Annotated in this window: 10 protein-coding genes and 2 tRNA genes; 7 read left to right on the top strand and 5 right to left on the bottom strand. The window is 37.4% G+C overall.

Going from position 1 to position 17,265, the window contains the following annotated elements; genetic code table 11:
* Positions 1-5: 5 nt before the first annotated feature.
* Positions 6-755: a C40 family peptidase gene (locus tag MR062_RS13730; RefSeq protein ID WP_242205245.1), complete on the bottom strand. Its 750-nt coding sequence runs from the start codon at positions 753-755 to the stop codon at positions 6-8.
* 6 nt (positions 756-761) lie between these two features.
* Complete coding sequence (locus tag MR062_RS13725; protein WP_242205243.1) at positions 762-1,940, bottom strand: acetyl-CoA C-acyltransferase; 1,179 nt, start codon at positions 1,938-1,940, stop codon at positions 762-764.
* A gap of 251 nt (positions 1,941-2,191) precedes the next feature.
* Between MR062_RS13725 and MR062_RS13720 the strand changes: the two genes are divergently transcribed.
* The 3 genes from MR062_RS13720 to MR062_RS13710 all read left to right on the top strand — a co-directional run bounded on the left by MR062_RS13720 (position 2,192) and on the right by MR062_RS13710 (position 4,649).
* The gene (locus MR062_RS13720; protein WP_242205241.1) at positions 2,192-4,243 is read left to right on the top strand and encodes an HD family phosphohydrolase; all 2,052 of its coding nucleotides are present in this window, start codon (positions 2,192-2,194) and stop codon (positions 4,241-4,243) included.
* Between the two features lie 95 nt (positions 4,244-4,338).
* Positions 4,339-4,422 (top strand) — tRNA-Ser (locus MR062_RS13715).
* Between the two features lie 152 nt (positions 4,423-4,574).
* Positions 4,575-4,649: transfer RNA gene (locus MR062_RS13710), tRNA-Pro, on the top strand.
* 144 nt (positions 4,650-4,793) lie between these two features.
* Here the strand turns inward: MR062_RS13710 and cysC are convergent.
* From cysC to cysQ, 3 genes are read right to left on the bottom strand one after another with little or no spacing between them, the layout of a single operon-like run.
* Positions 4,794-5,411: an adenylyl-sulfate kinase gene (gene cysC / locus MR062_RS13705; RefSeq protein ID WP_242205239.1), complete on the bottom strand. Its 618-nt coding sequence runs from the start codon at positions 5,409-5,411 to the stop codon at positions 4,794-4,796.
* The gene (locus MR062_RS13700) at positions 5,408-5,824 is read right to left on the bottom strand and encodes a DUF2061 domain-containing protein (protein ID WP_242205238.1); all 417 of its coding nucleotides are present in this window, start codon (positions 5,822-5,824) and stop codon (positions 5,408-5,410) included. The genes cysC and MR062_RS13700 overlap by 4 nt, the downstream gene beginning before the upstream one ends.
* A gap of 6 nt (positions 5,825-5,830) precedes the next feature.
* A complete protein-coding gene (gene cysQ, locus MR062_RS13695) occupies positions 5,831-6,637 on the bottom strand; it encodes a 3'(2'),5'-bisphosphate nucleotidase CysQ (protein WP_242205236.1) in 807 nt (268 codons plus the stop codon).
* A gap of 525 nt (positions 6,638-7,162) precedes the next feature.
* Between cysQ and MR062_RS13690 the strand changes: the two genes are divergently transcribed.
* From MR062_RS13690 to MR062_RS13675, 4 genes are all read left to right on the top strand, one after another.
* Positions 7,163-10,201 (top strand): SusC/RagA family TonB-linked outer membrane protein, encoded by a 3,039-nt coding sequence (locus MR062_RS13690; RefSeq protein WP_242205234.1) that lies wholly within the window; start codon positions 7,163-7,165, stop codon positions 10,199-10,201.
* 12 nt (positions 10,202-10,213) lie between these two features.
* Positions 10,214-11,725 carry a RagB/SusD family nutrient uptake outer membrane protein gene (locus MR062_RS13685; RefSeq protein ID WP_242205232.1) on the top strand — a complete coding sequence of 504 codons (1,512 nt, stop codon included), beginning with the start codon at positions 10,214-10,216 and terminating at the stop codon, positions 11,723-11,725.
* A 183-nt stretch (positions 11,726-11,908) separates the two neighbouring features.
* A complete protein-coding gene (locus MR062_RS13680) occupies positions 11,909-15,241 on the top strand; it encodes a VCBS repeat-containing protein (RefSeq protein WP_242205230.1) in 3,333 nt (1,110 codons plus the stop codon).
* The gene (locus MR062_RS13675) at positions 15,238-17,265 is read left to right on the top strand and encodes an MGH1-like glycoside hydrolase domain-containing protein (RefSeq protein WP_242205228.1); all 2,028 of its coding nucleotides are present in this window, start codon (positions 15,238-15,240) and stop codon (positions 17,263-17,265) included. Before MR062_RS13680 ends, MR062_RS13675 begins: the two co-directional genes overlap by 4 nt.

Below are 17,265 nucleotides of genomic sequence, written 5' to 3'. Positions count from 1 at the left end.
CTTTTTTATATAATCTTTTTTATGACTCTAAGTTTATGGGTATGCATTCTTTTATCCACATTGTAAATCCCAGAATGGTCTAATCGGTCAACCCTTACCTTACCATGGGCATGTATAATATAGTTGTCTTCCATGATAATGCCCACATGAATTATTTCCCCTTCATTATTGTCAAAAAACGCCAAATCACCTGGTTCGCTTTCTTCAATAAAACTAAGGGCTTCACCTTGTGTGGCTTGTTGTGAGGCATCACGCAACAGTTTATAGCCATTAAGTTTATATACCATTTGTGTGAAACCAGAACAATCAATTCCGAAAGGGGTTTTGCCACCCCATAAATATGGCGTGTTTAGATATAGGAATGCCGTTTTTATAAGGTTGCTTTTCGCCATCTTACCTTCAATGGCATTACCATCAAAATGGTGTTTTAATACAGGCAAACCATTTAGGGAAGACCCCATTAATATGGGATGGAGTTGGTGATTTTCGTCCTGGATAAATTCAACCAAATCGGCAGTAAGCCTAGGTTTTTCCTTTTTTAGGGTGTTATATAGGTCCTTATCAATTTCGGTATATTGCTTATTGTCAATCCAACCTTCATACCCATCAAAGTCCAGTCTAATTTTACTCCAAGATTTGCGCGGTTCTATAACTTTAAAATACTCACCATAGAGTATTTGTGATACGAGTTCACTTTTATCTGAAGGGTCGAGCCTTAGAGGAACAATGCTTAAATTACAAATTCCGTATTGCATTAAAAATTAGTTGCGTTCAATAATAACTGCCGAAGCACCGCCACCACCATTGCAAATAGCTGCTGCTCCAATCTTAGCATTGTTTTGTTCTAATACATTAAGAAGTGTAATAAGGATTCTAACTCCAGAACATCCCAGTGGGTGTCCTAATGAAACGGCGCCACCATTGACATTTACATTGTTATCGTTAAGCCCTAGTATTTTCATATTGGCAAGCCCAACTACTGAAAAGGCCTCATTAAATTCAAAATAATCCACATCTTTTAGAGTTATTCCAGCTTTATCCAAAGCTTTGGGTAAGGCTTTGGCTGGAGCCGTGGTAAACCATTTTGGCTCCTGTGCAGCATCAGCATAACCCTTAATGGTTGCGAGTGGCTTTAAGCCTAACGATTCAGCTTTATCTTTACTCATTAATACCATAACACCAGCACCATCATTTATGGTAGAGGCATTAGCAGCTGTAACGGTGCCCTCTTTTGTGAAGGCTGGCCTAAGCTGTGGTATTTTATCCAACTTAACATTCTTGTACTCTTCATCTTCGGCAACAAGTATAGACTCACCACGACGTTGTGGAACTTCAACAGGAACAATTTCATTGTTAAATTTTCCGGTTTGCCAAGCTTCAGCAGAACGCTTATATGATTGTACGGCATAGGCATCCTGTTCTTCTCTAGAAAAGTTGTATTCAAGAGCACAGGCATCGGCACAAACGCCCATGGCATTTTGGTCGTAGGCATCTACCAAGCCATCTTTTTGCATACCGTCGATCAATGATATAGGACCAAATTTATTGCCATTACGAGCGTGTAAATAATGTGGAATCAGGCTCATGTTTTCCATACCACCAGCAACAACAACATCTGCATCGCCAAGCATAATCGCTTGAGCTGCTTGCATTACAGCTTTCATACCAGAAGCACACACCTTGTTTACGGTTGTACATGGCACCGTATTGGGTATGCCGGCCTTAATGGCCGCTTGTCTGGCAGGTGCTTGTCCAGAGCCAGCCTGAACTACTTGTCCCATAATAACTTCATCAACCATTTCTGGGTTGAGGTTAATTTTTTCCAAAGCGCCCTTAATGGCTGTTGCTCCTAAAACAGGAGCGGGGACAGTCGATAATCCTCCTAAAAAACTACCTATTGGAGTCCTTATAGCCGAAACTATTACAACGTCTTTATTCATTAAAATAGCATTGAGTTAGATACTTGCGAAAATAAGGATTTTTTTACTATTAAGGCGAACGAATCAGTTAATATAAAAAATCAAAAAGCCCCCATTATTTTATTATTTTTGAAAAACTTGAATTCTTTTCATGTAACGGTCATATATAAATATTATATACGTAAGTTTAAACATGAAACTTGCCAGCTGGCTTAAAGGGGTTACATCTAATTCCCGATAGCTATCGGGATAAAAGTAATAAAAGTGAATAGATGAAAGACCTAATAAACAAACTTTACAGAAACCATTCCTTAATATACAAAGGATTGCTTTTTATAAGTGCTACATTTTTAATTGTGTATTTATTCCCTAAGAGTGGAAAGTTTAAATACAATTTTGAAAAAGGAAAACCTTGGCAATCCGAAAATTTATATGCCCCTTTTGATTTTGCCATTAAAAAATCCAATGAAGAAATTGAAGCAGAGAAAGAAACAATAGCCAATAATGCAGTTTTGTATTTTAATTTGGATAGTATTGTTGTTAATAAGGTTAAAGGGGCTTATGAGACCGAATTCAACAACGTTTTTTCAGATACTATTCCAAGATTGGATCGTAACCTTTTGTTTAATGTAGGTAAGGCAACTATTGAGAAGCTGTATAAAAATGGTATTTTGGATCAGGCCTATGATTTTCCTGATGAAAAACCTGTGGTCATTCTAAACAGTAGAACGATAACAGAAAAAACGTTTTTTTCAAACTTAATAAAACCAGATGCCATATCGGATGTTATAACTAACAGCTTATTGGTTAAAAACCTAGAAGCTTATAAAAGTAGTTTTGTTTCCTTGTTTTTTGACATCATAGAACCCAATCTGTCATTTGATAAATCATTTACCGATAAAGCTTTGCAGGATGAATATAAAAATATTTCATATGCCAGGGGAAGTGTAGAAAGGGGGACTTTAATCATCTCCAAGGGTGAAATTGTTGAAGGTGATAAGTATCTGCTTTTAAATTCATTAAAGTCTGAATACGAATCCCAAGTTTGGAGCGCATCCAATTATAATTGGATACTGTTTGCCTATACACTATTGGTTGCTTTGGCTTTATTGATGCTGTTATTGTTTTTAAGAAAGTATAGGCAATCTGTTTTCGATGACAATACTAAGGTGACATTCATCTTCTTTAATATTTTCCTTATCATATTCATAACAACGCTGGTGGTTAATTACAATTCAAAATACATCTATGTTGTTCCTATTTGTATATTGCCTTTGGTATTTAAAGCCTTTTTCGATGCCCGGTTAGGGTTGTTTGCTCATGTTATTACGGTATTGTTATTAGGGTTTATTGTACCTAATAGCTACGAGTATATGTTCCTTCAAATTATAGCGGGTATTGTAACCATTCTTACCGTTTCAGAACTTTATAAGCGTGCCAATTTGTTTATTTCGGTAGGGCAGATTACGTTAATATATATCGTGGCTTACTTCGCGTTTTTTGTAATTCATGAAGGAACCGTAGAAACCATAAAATGGGAGACTTTTGCATGGTTTATTTTGTGCGGTTTGGCAACTTTGTTCGTACAGCCATTAATTTATGCTTACGAAAAATTGTTTGGCCTGGTGTCTGATGTTTCTCTTTTGGAATTATCGGATACCAATTCTAAGTTACTAAAAGAGTTATCAAATAAGGCGCCTGGGACGTTTCATCACTCTTTAAACGTGGCAAATCTAGCTGAAGCTTGCGCTAATGAAGTAGGTGCCAATGCCATGTTGATTAGGGTGGGGGCATTATATCATGATATTGGTAAGATGAAAAATCCAACCTATTTTACCGAAAACCAATCTACAGGAATTAGCCCTCATGACGAACTTTCATCTAGGGAGAGTGCTAAAATTATTGTTGATCATGTTATTAACGGGATAGAAATAGCGAGAAAAAATAAACTACCGGATAGGGTGATTGATTTCATTAGAACCCACCACGGCACAAGCATAGTGTATTATTTTTATATGAAGGAAAAGGAGCTACAGGATGTTATTGTGGATAAATTGGATTACAGTTATCCAGGACCAAAGCCTTTTAGTAAGGAAACGGCTATTTTAATGATGTGTGATAGTGTGGAAGCGGCTTCTAAAAGTTTAAAAGAACCAACTTCAACTAAGATAGATGTTTTTGTAGAAAACATAATAGATAAGCAGATAGAGGAGGAACAATTTTTAAATGCGAACATCACTTTTAAAGAAATAGAATCAATTAAAAAGGTGTTAAAGCACAAGCTAGCAAACATTTACCATTTACGAATTGAGTACCCAGAATAAAATGTTTAAAAAAGTAAAAAAATAGTTGCGTTCTATGTTCATATAAATTACATTTGCAACCGCAATTTTATTGCGTAGGTTCTTAATATAATATAGGAGAGGTGCCAGAGTGGTAATGGAGCAGATTGCTAATCTGTCAACGCGTAAGTGTTGCCGGGGTTCGAATCCCCGTCTCTCCGCATTTAAAGACTTGAGTAAAGCGATTAAAAGGCCTTCCCGCCGGCTGGTCCTTTCGCTAGAAATGTTCATAGGACATTTTCTTAACACTCAGTCCGGGGTGTAGCCCCTCGACTTCGCTCGGGGTAAACTACACAACGAAGTTTACATTTTTCGGGGTGTAGCGTAGCCCGGTCATCGCGCCTGCTTTGGGAGCAGGAGGTCGCAGGTTCGAATCCTGCCACCCCGACGAACCTAGTATCAACTAGGAATAAAACACTGTTAATCGTATGATTTTCAGTGTTTTTTGTTTTTATGCATTTTATTTGATATGAAATAAAAGCATCTATTCGCAGGAAACAGGAGGCGATATTCCGCTAAAAAAGGATTTACCTCAAAGTGTTTTATCGGGATGAGTTAATTTTAAATCCAATTTATCTTTAATATATTGGAAAATAATCTCTACAGATTCATCAATGGTGTTTAAATGGGACACTTCAATGTTTGGGTTTTCAGGTATTTCATAAGGAGCCGAAATGCCGGTTAGGTTTTTAATTTTCCCAATTCGAGCTTTTTGGTATAACCCTTTAGTGTCCCTTCTTTCGCATTCTTCCAAACTGGTGTTAACAAAAACTTCAATAAAATGGTCTTCACCCACTGTTTCCTTAATGAAATCCCTGTCCTTTTTATAGGGCGCCACAAAAGCGGCTAAAACCAATATACCTGCGTCTATAAACAGATTGGATATTTCACCTATAATTCTATTGTTTTCAGATCGGTCTTCAGGAGAAAACCCTAAATTTTTATTAATGCCCCGCCTTATATTGTCGCCGTCCAAAACATAGGTATGGATTTTCATTCCATGCAGTTTTTCTTCCAATGCATTGGCCAAAGTGGATTTCCCTGCTCCCGACAGACCAGTAAAGAAAACCAAAAACGAATGATGCCCGTTTAATTTTTGGCGTTCTTCCCTGCTAATTTTGTATTGCTGATTTCTGATGTTTTTTGTCATTGTTTTGACCTTCTTCTCTTTTCTAAACCAAAATCTATTTTATACCAGGTACGTTCGTGCAAATAATACAAAACCATTTTTGTAAGCACTTCGGCAATGCCAATACTAAACCCTGTTAATGGATTTCCTGTTATAATCCATGCTAATAGCATGGTGTCTAATGTTCCTATGATTCTCCAGGTTATGGTCTTTAAAAAATGTCTTTTTTGGCTTTTGGTGACATTTGCTTTATACCATACTTGCTCATGACAATAATACAAAATCATTTTTGTTATTAGTTCCAGTCCTCCTATTTTTAGGCCAGTTAATGAATTGCCCGAAATCATCCAAGATAGTAAAATGGTATCTATAGTACCTACAATTCTCCAGGTTATTGTTTTGGCTATATGTCTTTTATATATGCTGTTTTGCATCAGGTATTATTGGGAAACTAAAAAGTAATTGTTAGTTAGGTTTTCTTTATTGTATTGTATGGGATTAAGGGTTTGTTGATCGATAACCTTAAGTCCAACGGCCTCACATATGGCCTGGCCCGCAGCTGTATCCCATTCCATGGTAGGCGCAAACCTAGGGTAAATATCGGCCTTTCCTTCTGCGACCAAGCAAAATTTTAATGAACTTCCCTTTGATACTATTTCAACTTGTTTACCAATCTTTTCCAAGCTCTTAACATAATTTAATGTGTCTTGGTTCATATGGGATCGGCTTCCAACAACTCTTATTGTTTCTCCTTGCTCCATAGAGGGTTTTATAAGATCCTTGTCACTGAACAAAAAGCTGTTTAAAGGCCCATTGACATCAGAAACAATAGTTTTGTATGCTCTGGATTTTTTGGGATCGGTATAATAGAGTTCCTTGCTAACAGGCACATAAATTATACCCAATTGGGTTATGCCTTTCTCTACTAGTGCAATATTCACAGTAAATTCCCCATTCTTCTTTATAAATTCCTTTGTGCCGTCAATAGGATCTACAATCCAACATTGGCTCCATGTTTTTCTCAATGCGTAAGAATCCTGTTTACTTTCTTCACTTATAATAGGAATACTAGTATGCCGTAACTCAGCTTTAATAATACTATTGGAAATTAAATCGGCTTCCGTTAATGGCGATTTATCGTCTTTATATGCTACGGAAAAATCGCGGTTATAAATTTTCAGGATTTCTTCTCCAGCCTTTAAGGAGGCCTTTATAGCCATATTTAAGTATGATGCGGGTGTATCCATTTGTAAATTCTATTTGGTGCCGATATCAAATATCGTTATACCTCAAGTTAAGGGTTTTTAAATTAATTGTTTTTATCCCGATTGCCGTAAAAAGTCAAGATGCAATGATTTCTATTTTTCAGCTTATTATTAAAATGGTTTTTTGGAAACTTAAATTTAATAGGTATCAATTAGACAATTATGGTTCAATTCAAATGTAAATAAATGTTCTTTATATAGTCCTTAATTTGTAAATTCTTTTCTCTTGTAGCCATAAAGGCTTATTATATCTCTCACATAGTTAGTTAAGTTAGTTTGTTTCAATTATACTAAGCGGAAGCATCATGCTTAACTGTCCTTGTCGTCTTTAATGATAAGGGGTTTGGGCTTTTCGGTATTCGCCTAAAAGGGTAGCTTTTATAGTTCTTCATGTAGTTAACAAGTAAGTATTTATAAAGCTGTAAAGGTTGTGTAAAGGTGTTTTTCTATGCTCTGGAAGTAATTTTTATCAATTTTGGTCAAAACAATTTATAATCTCAACATTTTATGAAACAAACTAACTTTAAAAACCATTTTTTAGCCTTAGCATTATTTCTAGTGTCAGCAGGTTGCCTTTTCGCTCAGGAGAAGGTGGTTTCTGGAACAGTGAAAGATGCAACTAGTGGTGAGTTGATGATGGGCGTCAACGTATCAGAAAAAGGAACATCCAATGGGGCTGTAACCGATTTTGATGGAAACTACTCCATAAAGGTAAGTCAAGACGCTACATTGGTATTTAGTTACATTGGATATGAAACTAAAGAAGTAGCAGTAGGAAGCGAGTCAGAAATTAATATAAATCTCACCGAAGATTTAGAAGCACTGTCTGAAGTTGTTGTGGTAGGTTATACTACACAAAATAGAAAAGACATTACAGGAGCCGTTTCATCGGTTAATGTAGAAGATATTAAAAAGTTGCCAGGAGCTAACGTTGCTAATTTACTTCAAGGGCAAGTAGCAGGGGTTATTGCCACCCCAGGTTCTGGTGCTCCAGGTAGTGCACCTGTAATTCGGGTACGTGGATTGGCCACTATAGGCGATAACGATCCGCTTTATGTTATAGATGGTATTCCAGGGGATATTTCAACCATTAACCCCGCAGACATAGAAGCTATAAACGTACTTAAGGATGCGTCTTCAGCAACAATTTATGGGGCCCGAGCTTCTAACGGGGTTGTTATTGTAACCACAAAAAGAGGTAAGGAAGGTGCTTTAAAAGTAACTTTCAATTCTTATTTAGGAGTTAGCACCATACCAGAGCGTATGGGCGTTTTAAACACAGCGCAAAACAATCAAATAAGTAATGCAGCCCATGCCAATGATGGTGAGGCACCATTGGCCTATACTTCATTAACTGGGGTAGCAGATACTAACTGGCAAGATGAATTTTTTAGAACTGGATTCGAGCAAAAATACGACTTAGGGATTTCTGGAGGTTCAGATAAGGCCAGATATAGTATGTCTTTAGGGTATTTTGATAGCAAGGGAACGATAATAGCTTCAGATTTTGAGCGCTATAACTTCAGAATTAATACCGACTTTAATTTAAGTGATAAAATTAGAGTAGGCCAGTCGATTGCTTATGCACGTTCTACGCGTAATCTAATCGGTGAAGATGAATCGGGAAGTAGAGGAAACTCTGGGTTTTCACCAATACTATCCATGTTGTCATCATTACCGCATAATGCCGTTTACGATCCCAATACCATCGATGGTTATGCCGATCCAGTAGTAGGATCTGGTAATGTGGTTGGGATTACCCAGCTTGTTACCGATCAAACAGAGATAGACCATATTCAAGGTAATGTATTTGGTGAAATTGAGCTCTTGGACGGATTAAAGTTTTTAACCCGAATAGGAATTAATATTTCCAATGACTTTTATTTTTACCATGCACCAACCTATCAGTTTGGGCCACAGGAAGTCAATGACCAAGCTGATATTGGTGAATTAAGGTCTAGGTTTACGGGAACCGTATGGAACAATACCTTAGAATATACCAAGACCTTTAATAACGACCATAATGTAAAAGTACTGGCTGGTATATCTTATGAAAAAGAGGAATATAGATCAACAGGAGGTTCAAACAACAATTTCCCTTCCAATAATCTATTGGCTTTAGGGGCGGGAATTGGTGATGCCAATTCTTATGGATCTAACGTTACTAATTCTTTAGAGTCTTTCTTTGGGCAGTTAAGCTACGACTACAAAGAAAAGTATTTGGTGAATGCAAGTGTTCGTCGTGATGGGTCTTCTAGATTTGGGCCTAAAAACAGATATGCCACATTTGCTTCCTTTTCATTAGGATGGCGAGTTACTGAAGAAGACTTTTTTGATGTGCCTTTTATCAGTAACCTAAAGCCACGTTTCAGTTTGGGAACCGTTGGTAATCAAAATATAGGTAACTTTTTATACTTATCAAGACTGTCAAGTAACAATAATGCCATTAACTATCCTTTTGGAGGAGGCGAATCGCAATTTGTTAATGTAGGGACCATTAGCCGTTCCCTTTCGGCCGAAGATATTAAATGGGAAGAATCTAGAACTGCAAACTTTGGTTTGGAGCTAGGGATGTTTAATAATAAGGTAAGTGCCACATTCGATTATTTTATAACCAAAACCACCGATATGCTTGTTGGTGTACCTGTACCTGCAACTACAGGTATTACCATTCCTCCAGTTACCAATGCAGGAACCTTAGAGAATAAGGGGTGGGATGTGTCATTGAGCTATAAAAATTCTAGTAGTGACTTTAGTTATAGTGTAACGGTAAATGCATCATCCAGTAAAAATAAAGTCACCAAGTTAGGATTCCAAGATGAGTCGTTTACCGATGGGTTTACCATTTTCGATACGCACCCAACAACAAGAACCGAAGTTGGAAGGGAGATTGGCGGATTCTATTTATTTGAAACCAATGGGATTTTCCAAAATCAAGACGAAATTAATACACATGGTGTACAGCCCAATGCAGTGCCTGGAGATTTAAGATTTGTAGATATAAATGGTGATGGAGAGTTGAATGATGATGATAGAAGATATTTTGGTAGCGGTTTACCAGATTTAGAGTATGGTATAACCTTTAAAGCAGACTATAAGAATTTCGATTTCACATTATTCATGCAAGGATCTCAAGGGAACGATATTTATAATGGAACGAAAGTGCTTCTATATAGAAGAATGGGAGACCGAAAAAATTTCTCTTCCGATTTCTTGAATGCCTGGACACCTTCCAATACAAATACCAGTGTGCCTAGAGTTTCTTCATTAGATCCAAATGAAAATATAAGACCTTCTAATTATTTCCTAGAAGATGGATCGTATTTAAGAATTAAGAATATCCAGTTGGGATATACCATAGATACAGAAGAATTAGGGCTTTCTAATGCGAGAGTTTATGTAAGTGCCGAAAACTTAGCAACGTTTACAAAATATACAGGTTTCGATCCTGGCGTATCAAACTATACAACATTTGCTAGAGGTGTAGATAGAGGATTATATCCGCTTTCAAGAAACATTTTATTGGGATTACAACTTAATTTTTAAAAAAGAATTTAAATGAAAAAGCTTATATTATTACTTAGTCTTACACTAACCTTATGGTCGTGTAATGACTTTTTGGAACAGAAAAACGTACAGGAATTAACAGAAGAATCGTTTTGGCAAAATGCAGATGATGCCAGAAAAGGGATTGTTGCTGCTTACTCAGCCTTACAAGCTTACGATGGTTCTAAATGGACATTTTTCGAACAGATGTACATTGCTGTGACCTGGAAAGCCGATGATATTTTAAATGCGCCAACCGATTATGGTAAATCCTTGGCAAGCTTTACCAATGGTACCGATGATATTACGTTTTCCAGCTTTTGGAGATCTAATTATGCCGGAATTTCATATGCCAATCAGGTTATTGAAAATGTGCCTACTATAGAGTCTATGAGCGAAGCAGAAAAAAACGCTATAATAGCAGAGGCAAAGTTCTTAAGAGGATTATATAATTTTCATCTGTTAATTGCTTTCGAAAATATTCCTTTAATAACCTCAACGCCTAAAACACCAGAGGATTTCTTCGTGTCGCAAACTACACCAGATGCAGTTTGGGCACAAATAGAAGCCGACTTTGCAGATGCCAAGGCGGGGTTGCCAGCTAGTTGGGATGGAGCCGATTTAGGTAGAGCGACAAAGCACACCGCTACAGCCTATTTAGGAAAAGCATATTTGTTTCAGGAAAAATATACTCAGGCCATTTCAGAGTTTGGAGCTGTAATCTCAAGTGGAGCGTATAGCTTATTGCCAAACTATGCCGATAATTTTAACGGTCAAGGGGAAAATAGTTCAGAAAGCGTATTTGAAATCCAATGGAGCGCAGACCGTTCAAATGGAAATGATGAAAGACACCCATTTAATTTCGAGGTTACCCCTGGAGCTTTAGGCGGATGGGAATTATATTATCCATCCGATTGGTTGTTCTCTGAAATGCAACAGGATTTAACAGATACCGATGGCTTTAGTGATCGCGTGTATGCCAGTATATTCTTTGACGACCCCATGTCTGAAATGAGTGATAGATATGAAGGCGTTAACAAGAGTTATGCTGAAGTTAAGGACAATTTAAGTCACCCTATCTATTTTAAAAAGTATACAGAGGATTTCGATTTAAGTTTCTACAACGGCATTAATATTAACCTTATGCGCTATGCAGACGTATTGTTAATGCAAGCCGAAGCACTTAATGAAAACAACCAAACACCCGAAGCTTTAGATTTGGTGAATGAAGTAAGACAACGATCGAAAGCAAAGGCCTTGGCAGGCTTAAATAAAGAGCAATTACGCGATCAAATACGTCACCATGAGCGACCGGTAGAGTTGGCTATGGAATATACCATAAGATGGTTCGATTTATACCGTTGGGCGAAAGGTAGTGCCAATACAGAACCCATTAGCGAAACATTAACCGATCACACAAAACCATTTGCGGAGAACTTTGTTGATGGCAAGCATGATATTTTCCCAATCCCGCTTAGTGAGATGAATATCAATGAAAACCTAGTGCAAAACCCAGGATATTAATTTAATTTTTTGAGTTGTTATTAAAAAGGGGTAAATCATTTTAGTGTTTACCTCTTTTTTAAGCAATAGGGAACAATCACAACAAGAGGTGTCCATCCTTTTGTGTATTCAGTTTAAATAGAAGAGACTATAGTTTTTCCATATCACATGAAGTTTAGAGTACTCCTGATAATAAGTTTATTTATGGCCTGTAACAACGATAAGGCTACGGTTAATAATACCGTTAAGGCTGTCGCAAACGAGCCATTGTTTTCTGTACTAAAAGGAAATGCTATGGGGATGGGTTTTAAAAACACCATACCAGAGAGTGCGGAAATGAATAGTATGACCTATGAGTACTATTATAATGGAGGCGGTGTTTCGGTTGGCGATGTGAACAAAGATGGCTTGCCCGATGTGTTTTTTACAGGTAATGTAACCCCTAACAAACTCTATTTAAACCTTGGAGGTTTTAAGTTTAAGGATATTACAAAAGCAGCTGGTGTATGGGATTCTCCAAGCTGGACCACAGGCACGACTATGGTCGATATAAATAACGATGGCATTTTGGATATCTATGTGTGCCGTTCAGGTAAATTACCAGAAGCACAACGTGCCAATCTGTTCTTTGTATCAAAAGGACTATCAACCCAAAATATACCTATCTATGAAGAATCTGCTACCAAACTAGGATTGGCAGATACAGGTTATGGTACCCAAGCCTTATTTTTTGATTTTGATAAGGACGGCGATTTGGATATGTTTCTACTTAATCATAATGTGAACGTTAAGCCCTTTTTTAATATTGAAAAAATTAAACGGACCAGAGACCCCAATGTGGGCGATAAACTGTTTCGGAATGATAACGGCATTTTTGTAGATGTTTCAGAAAAAGCAGGAATCATTTCAAACGAGTTGGGCTATGGCTTAGGAGTTTCGGCAGGAGATTTAAACCAAGATGGTTGGCCAGATTTGTATGTAGCAAACGATTATTCCGAACATGATTTTCTTTACATAAACCAACAAGACGGTACGTTTAAGGAAGAAACTAAATCATCATTTGGTCATCAGTCCAATTATGCCATGGGAACCGATATAGCCGATATCAACAACGATGGCCTAATGGATATTGCTGTTTTAGATATGGTTTCCGAAGACAATTACGGAAAAAAAACAAGCATGAGCAGTATGAATGAAGAACTGTTCTTTGCCCATGTTAAAAACGGATTCCATTACCAATACATGCACAACACCTTACAACTAAACAGAGGGAATTTACATTTTAGTGAGATTGGACAATATTCGGGAATGTCCAATACCGATTGGAGTTGGGCGCCTCTTTTTTTGGATATCGATTTAGATGGTATTCAGGATTTATTTGTTACCAATGGACTAAAACGTGATTTTAGAAATAACGATTTCAGAAATTATAAAAAGAAAGCTATTGCCGAAGCCGAAAAGCAAGCCAACGTCAATAAAAAAGCACTAATTGAAAGTTTGGTAAATCTAACACCACAAAAGCAATTGGTTAATTATGTTTATAAAGGACACAATAATCTGAAGTTTGAAAATAAAGTTTCCGAATGGGGTATAGCTGTCAAATCCTTTTCAAATGGGTTGGCCTATGGCGATTTCGATAACGATGGTGATTTGGATTTGGTGGTCAATAATGTAGATGAAGAACCATTTATATATAAAAACAATAGCGTAGACCAGCACTTGGGCAATTATTTAACCCTTAGCCTTAAAGGATCGGAAAATAACAGTTCTGGAATTGGGGCGCAAGTAAGGGTTTATAATGAAAGGACCTTTCAAACCAAGGAAATGTATACCACTCGGGGCTATCAATCTTCGGTAGAACCTATTATCCATTTTGGTTTTAAAGGCAGTAAAAGCATTGACAGTTTAGAAATTACTTGGCCGGATGACAAAAAGCAAACCCTATATAATGTAGCCACCAATCAAAAGTTGGTTTTGGATTGTAAGAATGCAATTTCCAAGCCTTCAAAAATAAAGGACATAGCAGATAATTACTTGTTTTCAACAGATTCGGCCAATAGCTTAGGTCTCGATTTTCAGCATAAAGAAAATGAGTTTAATGATTTTGAAAGGGAAGTGCTTATCCCACATCGTATGAGCAGGCTAGGGCCTCATGCATCCGTAGGCGACATTAATAATGATGGGTTGAATGACATTTATGTTGGCGGAGCCCAGGGTCAGGCAGGAGCGGTTTTTATGCAAACAAATGAAAGTAGTTTTAAAAGAATAAACCAACCTGCTTTGGTAAACGATAAACAATATGAAGACATGGGGTCGTTGTTGTTTGATGTTGATGCCGACGGCGATAATGATTTGTATGTAGTAAGTGGGGGAAATGAATTTGTAAATGGACATAAGCTCTATACCGATCGTTTGTATATAAACAATAATGGTATCTATAATAAATCTGTAAAAATTGATGGTTCCAGTCAGAGTGGTTCTCAAGTAAAGGCATTCGATTTTGATGGGGACGGTGATTTGGATGTCCTTTCGGTAGGCAGACAATTTCCCGGAAGATACCCTTCGCCAACAACATCGAAACTATTTTTAAATGAGCATGGCGTACTTAAAGATGCCACTTTAGAGCTTGCACCCGATTTGGTGAACATTGGTATGATTACCGACTTTTCCTGGACCGATTATGATACCGATGGCGATATAGACATCATTTTGGTAGGCGAGTGGACAGGGGTTGTCTTTTTAGAAAATAACAATGGCGTGTTTAAAAAAGATGAAGGTATTACGGGGATTGAGCATACAACAGGATGGTGGAATGCCATTGCTGGTTCCGATTTTGATGGTGATGGCGATATAGATTACATTATAGGGAATAACGGATTGAATTATAAATACAAAGCCAGTATTGAAGCACCATTTGAGGTCTTTGCCAATGATTTTGATAACAATGGCAAGTTTGATATTGTGTTGAGTTATCACGAAAAAGGTAATCTATACCCATTGCGTGGACGAGAATGTTCGTCGCAGCAAATGCCAAGCATTAAAGAAAGATTTCCAACCTATCACGAATTTGCCAGTGCAAACCTATCTGATGTTTATGGAACAGATCAACTTCAAAATGCGTTGCACTACAGTGTTTACAGTTTTGCGTCGGTTTATGTGGAAAATAAAGGCAATAAAAGCTTTGAGGTTAGGCCATTGCCCATTTCGGCACAGTTCTCAGCGGTTAATGCTATCGAGGTATTCGATTTTAACGATGATGGGCATTTAGATGTTTTGTTGGCAGGAAACAATTATCAGTCGGAAGTAGAAACCACAAGAAACGATGCCAGTATGGGAACACTTTTACTTGGTGATGGCAAAGGAGGGTTTTCAAATCTGGATAATACAAAAACTGGGCTTTATCTAAATGGAGACCTTCGGGATATGAAATTAATCACCTTGGGTAATGGAGACAAGGGGCTATTATCAGTTTATAACAATGATAAGCTGAGGTTTCATTTATTAAAGACCCAAAAGCGTAAAGCACCAAATCTATGAAAATAAGAACATTTACTATATATGTCACATTATTGTGCTTGGCGCTATTGGTAGGTTGGCTGTCCTGTAAAAAGGAAGTCAATAACAAATCGTTGCCATTAGCTCATAACAATTTTATGTCTAATGTCCTCAATCTAAAAGGAGTACCCAATACACCACAAGATCGTTCGGTGTCTAGTTTTACCGATTTGGGATCTTGGCATGCTTTTGCCTTGCCCAACAATAGTGAGGAATTTTACGGAAGTTTTATAGGACCTTTTTCTATGGATAGGGACAACGGCATTTGGTTAGGGAAAACATTTGCAAAACTATCATTATATAAAGCAAACGGAGATAAGATACAGTATGTAAAGGCTAATTTAAATCAGTATCCCGGTTATTTAGAACAGCATATTATTACAGAAATAGAGGGCTTGGAAATCAATTTAAAACTATGGTTTTATTCAAGTACTTCGGTGTTGGTATCGGCTAAAGTTCAAAATAACAATTCAAAACCTATAGCACTCTTTGTGGGGTGGGAAGGTGATGTGTGGTTGGAAATGGCTCAATTTAATTCAGAAGAAGCGCTAAAGGTGACCTTTTCAGATGCTGAATCGGTTCATTATTATCAGTTCGACAGAGATTTTAAAACTGAAGTGGATGATTCAGGAAAATCGTTTGTAACCAAGACTTCAAAGGCATTTAAAATACAGCCTAATACAGCTGAAACAGTCAATTTACAATATTCCTCATTTTTTCAAAAAGCTGAAAACCAAAAGGAGCAATCTATTAGTAATGATTTTGTGGTCAATTCCTATAATCAAACCATTAACCGATGGAAAGCTTATCATGAAGCCTTTCCCTACACAAAAGGGCATTGGTTGGATTCATTGGATTTTGAATTGCTAAAAACAAAAGCAATACAGACCCTAATAGGAAACTGGAAAACTGCCGAGGGTGAATTGAAACATGACGGGTTATTTCCGTCTTACCTATACCAAGGATTCCACGGGTTTTGGGCATGGGACTCTTGGAAGCATGCGGTGGCCCTAGCTCGGTTTGAGCCTAAATTAGCCAAGGCACAAGTATTGGCCATGTTCGATTACCAAGATAACGAAGGTATGATTGCCGATTGTGTGTTTCGGGATACCCTTATAGAGAAGCATAATTGGCGGGATACCAAACCTCCACTGGCCACGTGGGCAGTTAATGAAATTTTTGAACAAACCGGAGATACCGTTTTTGTAAAACAGATGTTCCCTAAACTTCTAAAATACCATAATTGGTGGTATGCCAATAGAGACCATGATGGTAATAAGCTATGCGAATATGGCTCTACCGATGGAACTAGAATTGCTGCGGCTTGGGAAAGTGGTATGGACAATGCCGTGAGGTTCGATGAGGCGCAAATAGTTAAAAACAATTCAAGGGCTTGGTCGTTAAATCAGGAATCGGTTGATTTAAATGCTTATCTGGTGGCCGAAAAAAAAGGATTGGTCAAATTGGCGAGAGTTTCAGGTAATACAGCATCTATAGACCTTCTGGAGAAAGAAGCAGAAGCAATTTCAGAAGCAATTAATACTGCTTTTTTTAACGACAAAGAACAATATTACTTCGATCGTAATACAGATAATCATCAAACCATTAATGTGATAGGGCCAGAAGGGTGGTTGCCACTTTGGGCCAATATCGCCACTTCAGAAAAAGCCAAAGCGGTTAAAAATAAAATACTGGACCAAACCTTATTTAATAGTAAGGTGCCATTTCCAACTTTAAATATTACCCATAAAGATTTCGATCCCCAAAACGGATATTGGCGTGGTCCAGTTTGGTTAGATCAAGCCTATTTTGCCATAGTTGGCTTGGAAAATTATGGGTACAAACAAGAGGCGATCCAATTAAAGGAAAAACTTATTAAAAATGCCGAAGGCCTTCTGGAAAAAGGATATCCCATTAGGGAAAATTATCATCCAATTACCGGAGAAGGCTTGAATGCCAATCATTTTAGTTGGTCGGCAGCGCATGTATTATTGTTAATTGAATAA

It is taken from the genome of Aestuariivivens insulae (genome assembly GCF_022662195.1).
GTDB classification, from domain to species: Bacteria; Bacteroidota; Bacteroidia; order Flavobacteriales; family Flavobacteriaceae; genus Aestuariivivens; species Aestuariivivens insulae.
Note: the sequence above shows the minus strand (reverse complement) of the source record. Positions and strands in the feature narration are given on the sequence as shown.

Bases quoted from the DNA above. Each gene is read 5' to 3' on its own strand.
- MR062_RS13730 (WP_242205245.1), bottom strand. From the start codon at position 755: ATGCAATACGGAATTTGTAATTTAAGCATTGTTCCTCTAAGGCTCGAC.
- MR062_RS13725 (WP_242205243.1), bottom strand. From the start codon at position 1,940: ATGAATAAAGACGTTGTAATAGTTTCGGCTATAAGGACTCCAATAGGT.
- cysC (WP_242205239.1), bottom strand. From the start codon at position 5,411: ATGACAAAAAACATCAGAAATCAGCAATACAAAATTAGCAGGGAAGAA.
- MR062_RS13700 (WP_242205238.1), bottom strand. From the start codon at position 5,824: ATGCAAAACAGCATATATAAAAGACATATAGCCAAAACAATAACCTGG.
- MR062_RS13685 (WP_242205232.1), top strand. From the start codon at position 10,214: ATGAAAAAGCTTATATTATTACTTAGTCTTACACTAACCTTATGGTCG.
- MR062_RS13680 (WP_242205230.1), top strand. From the start codon at position 11,909: ATGGCCTGTAACAACGATAAGGCTACGGTTAATAATACCGTTAAGGCT.
- cysQ (WP_242205236.1), bottom strand. From the start codon at position 6,637: ATGGATACACCCGCATCATACTTAAATATGGCTATAAAGGCCTCCTTA.
- MR062_RS13675 (WP_242205228.1), top strand. From the start codon at position 15,238: ATGAAAATAAGAACATTTACTATATATGTCACATTATTGTGCTTGGCG.
- MR062_RS13720 (WP_242205241.1), top strand. From the start codon at position 2,192: ATGAAAGACCTAATAAACAAACTTTACAGAAACCATTCCTTAATATAC.
- MR062_RS13690 (WP_242205234.1), top strand. From the start codon at position 7,163: ATGAAACAAACTAACTTTAAAAACCATTTTTTAGCCTTAGCATTATTT.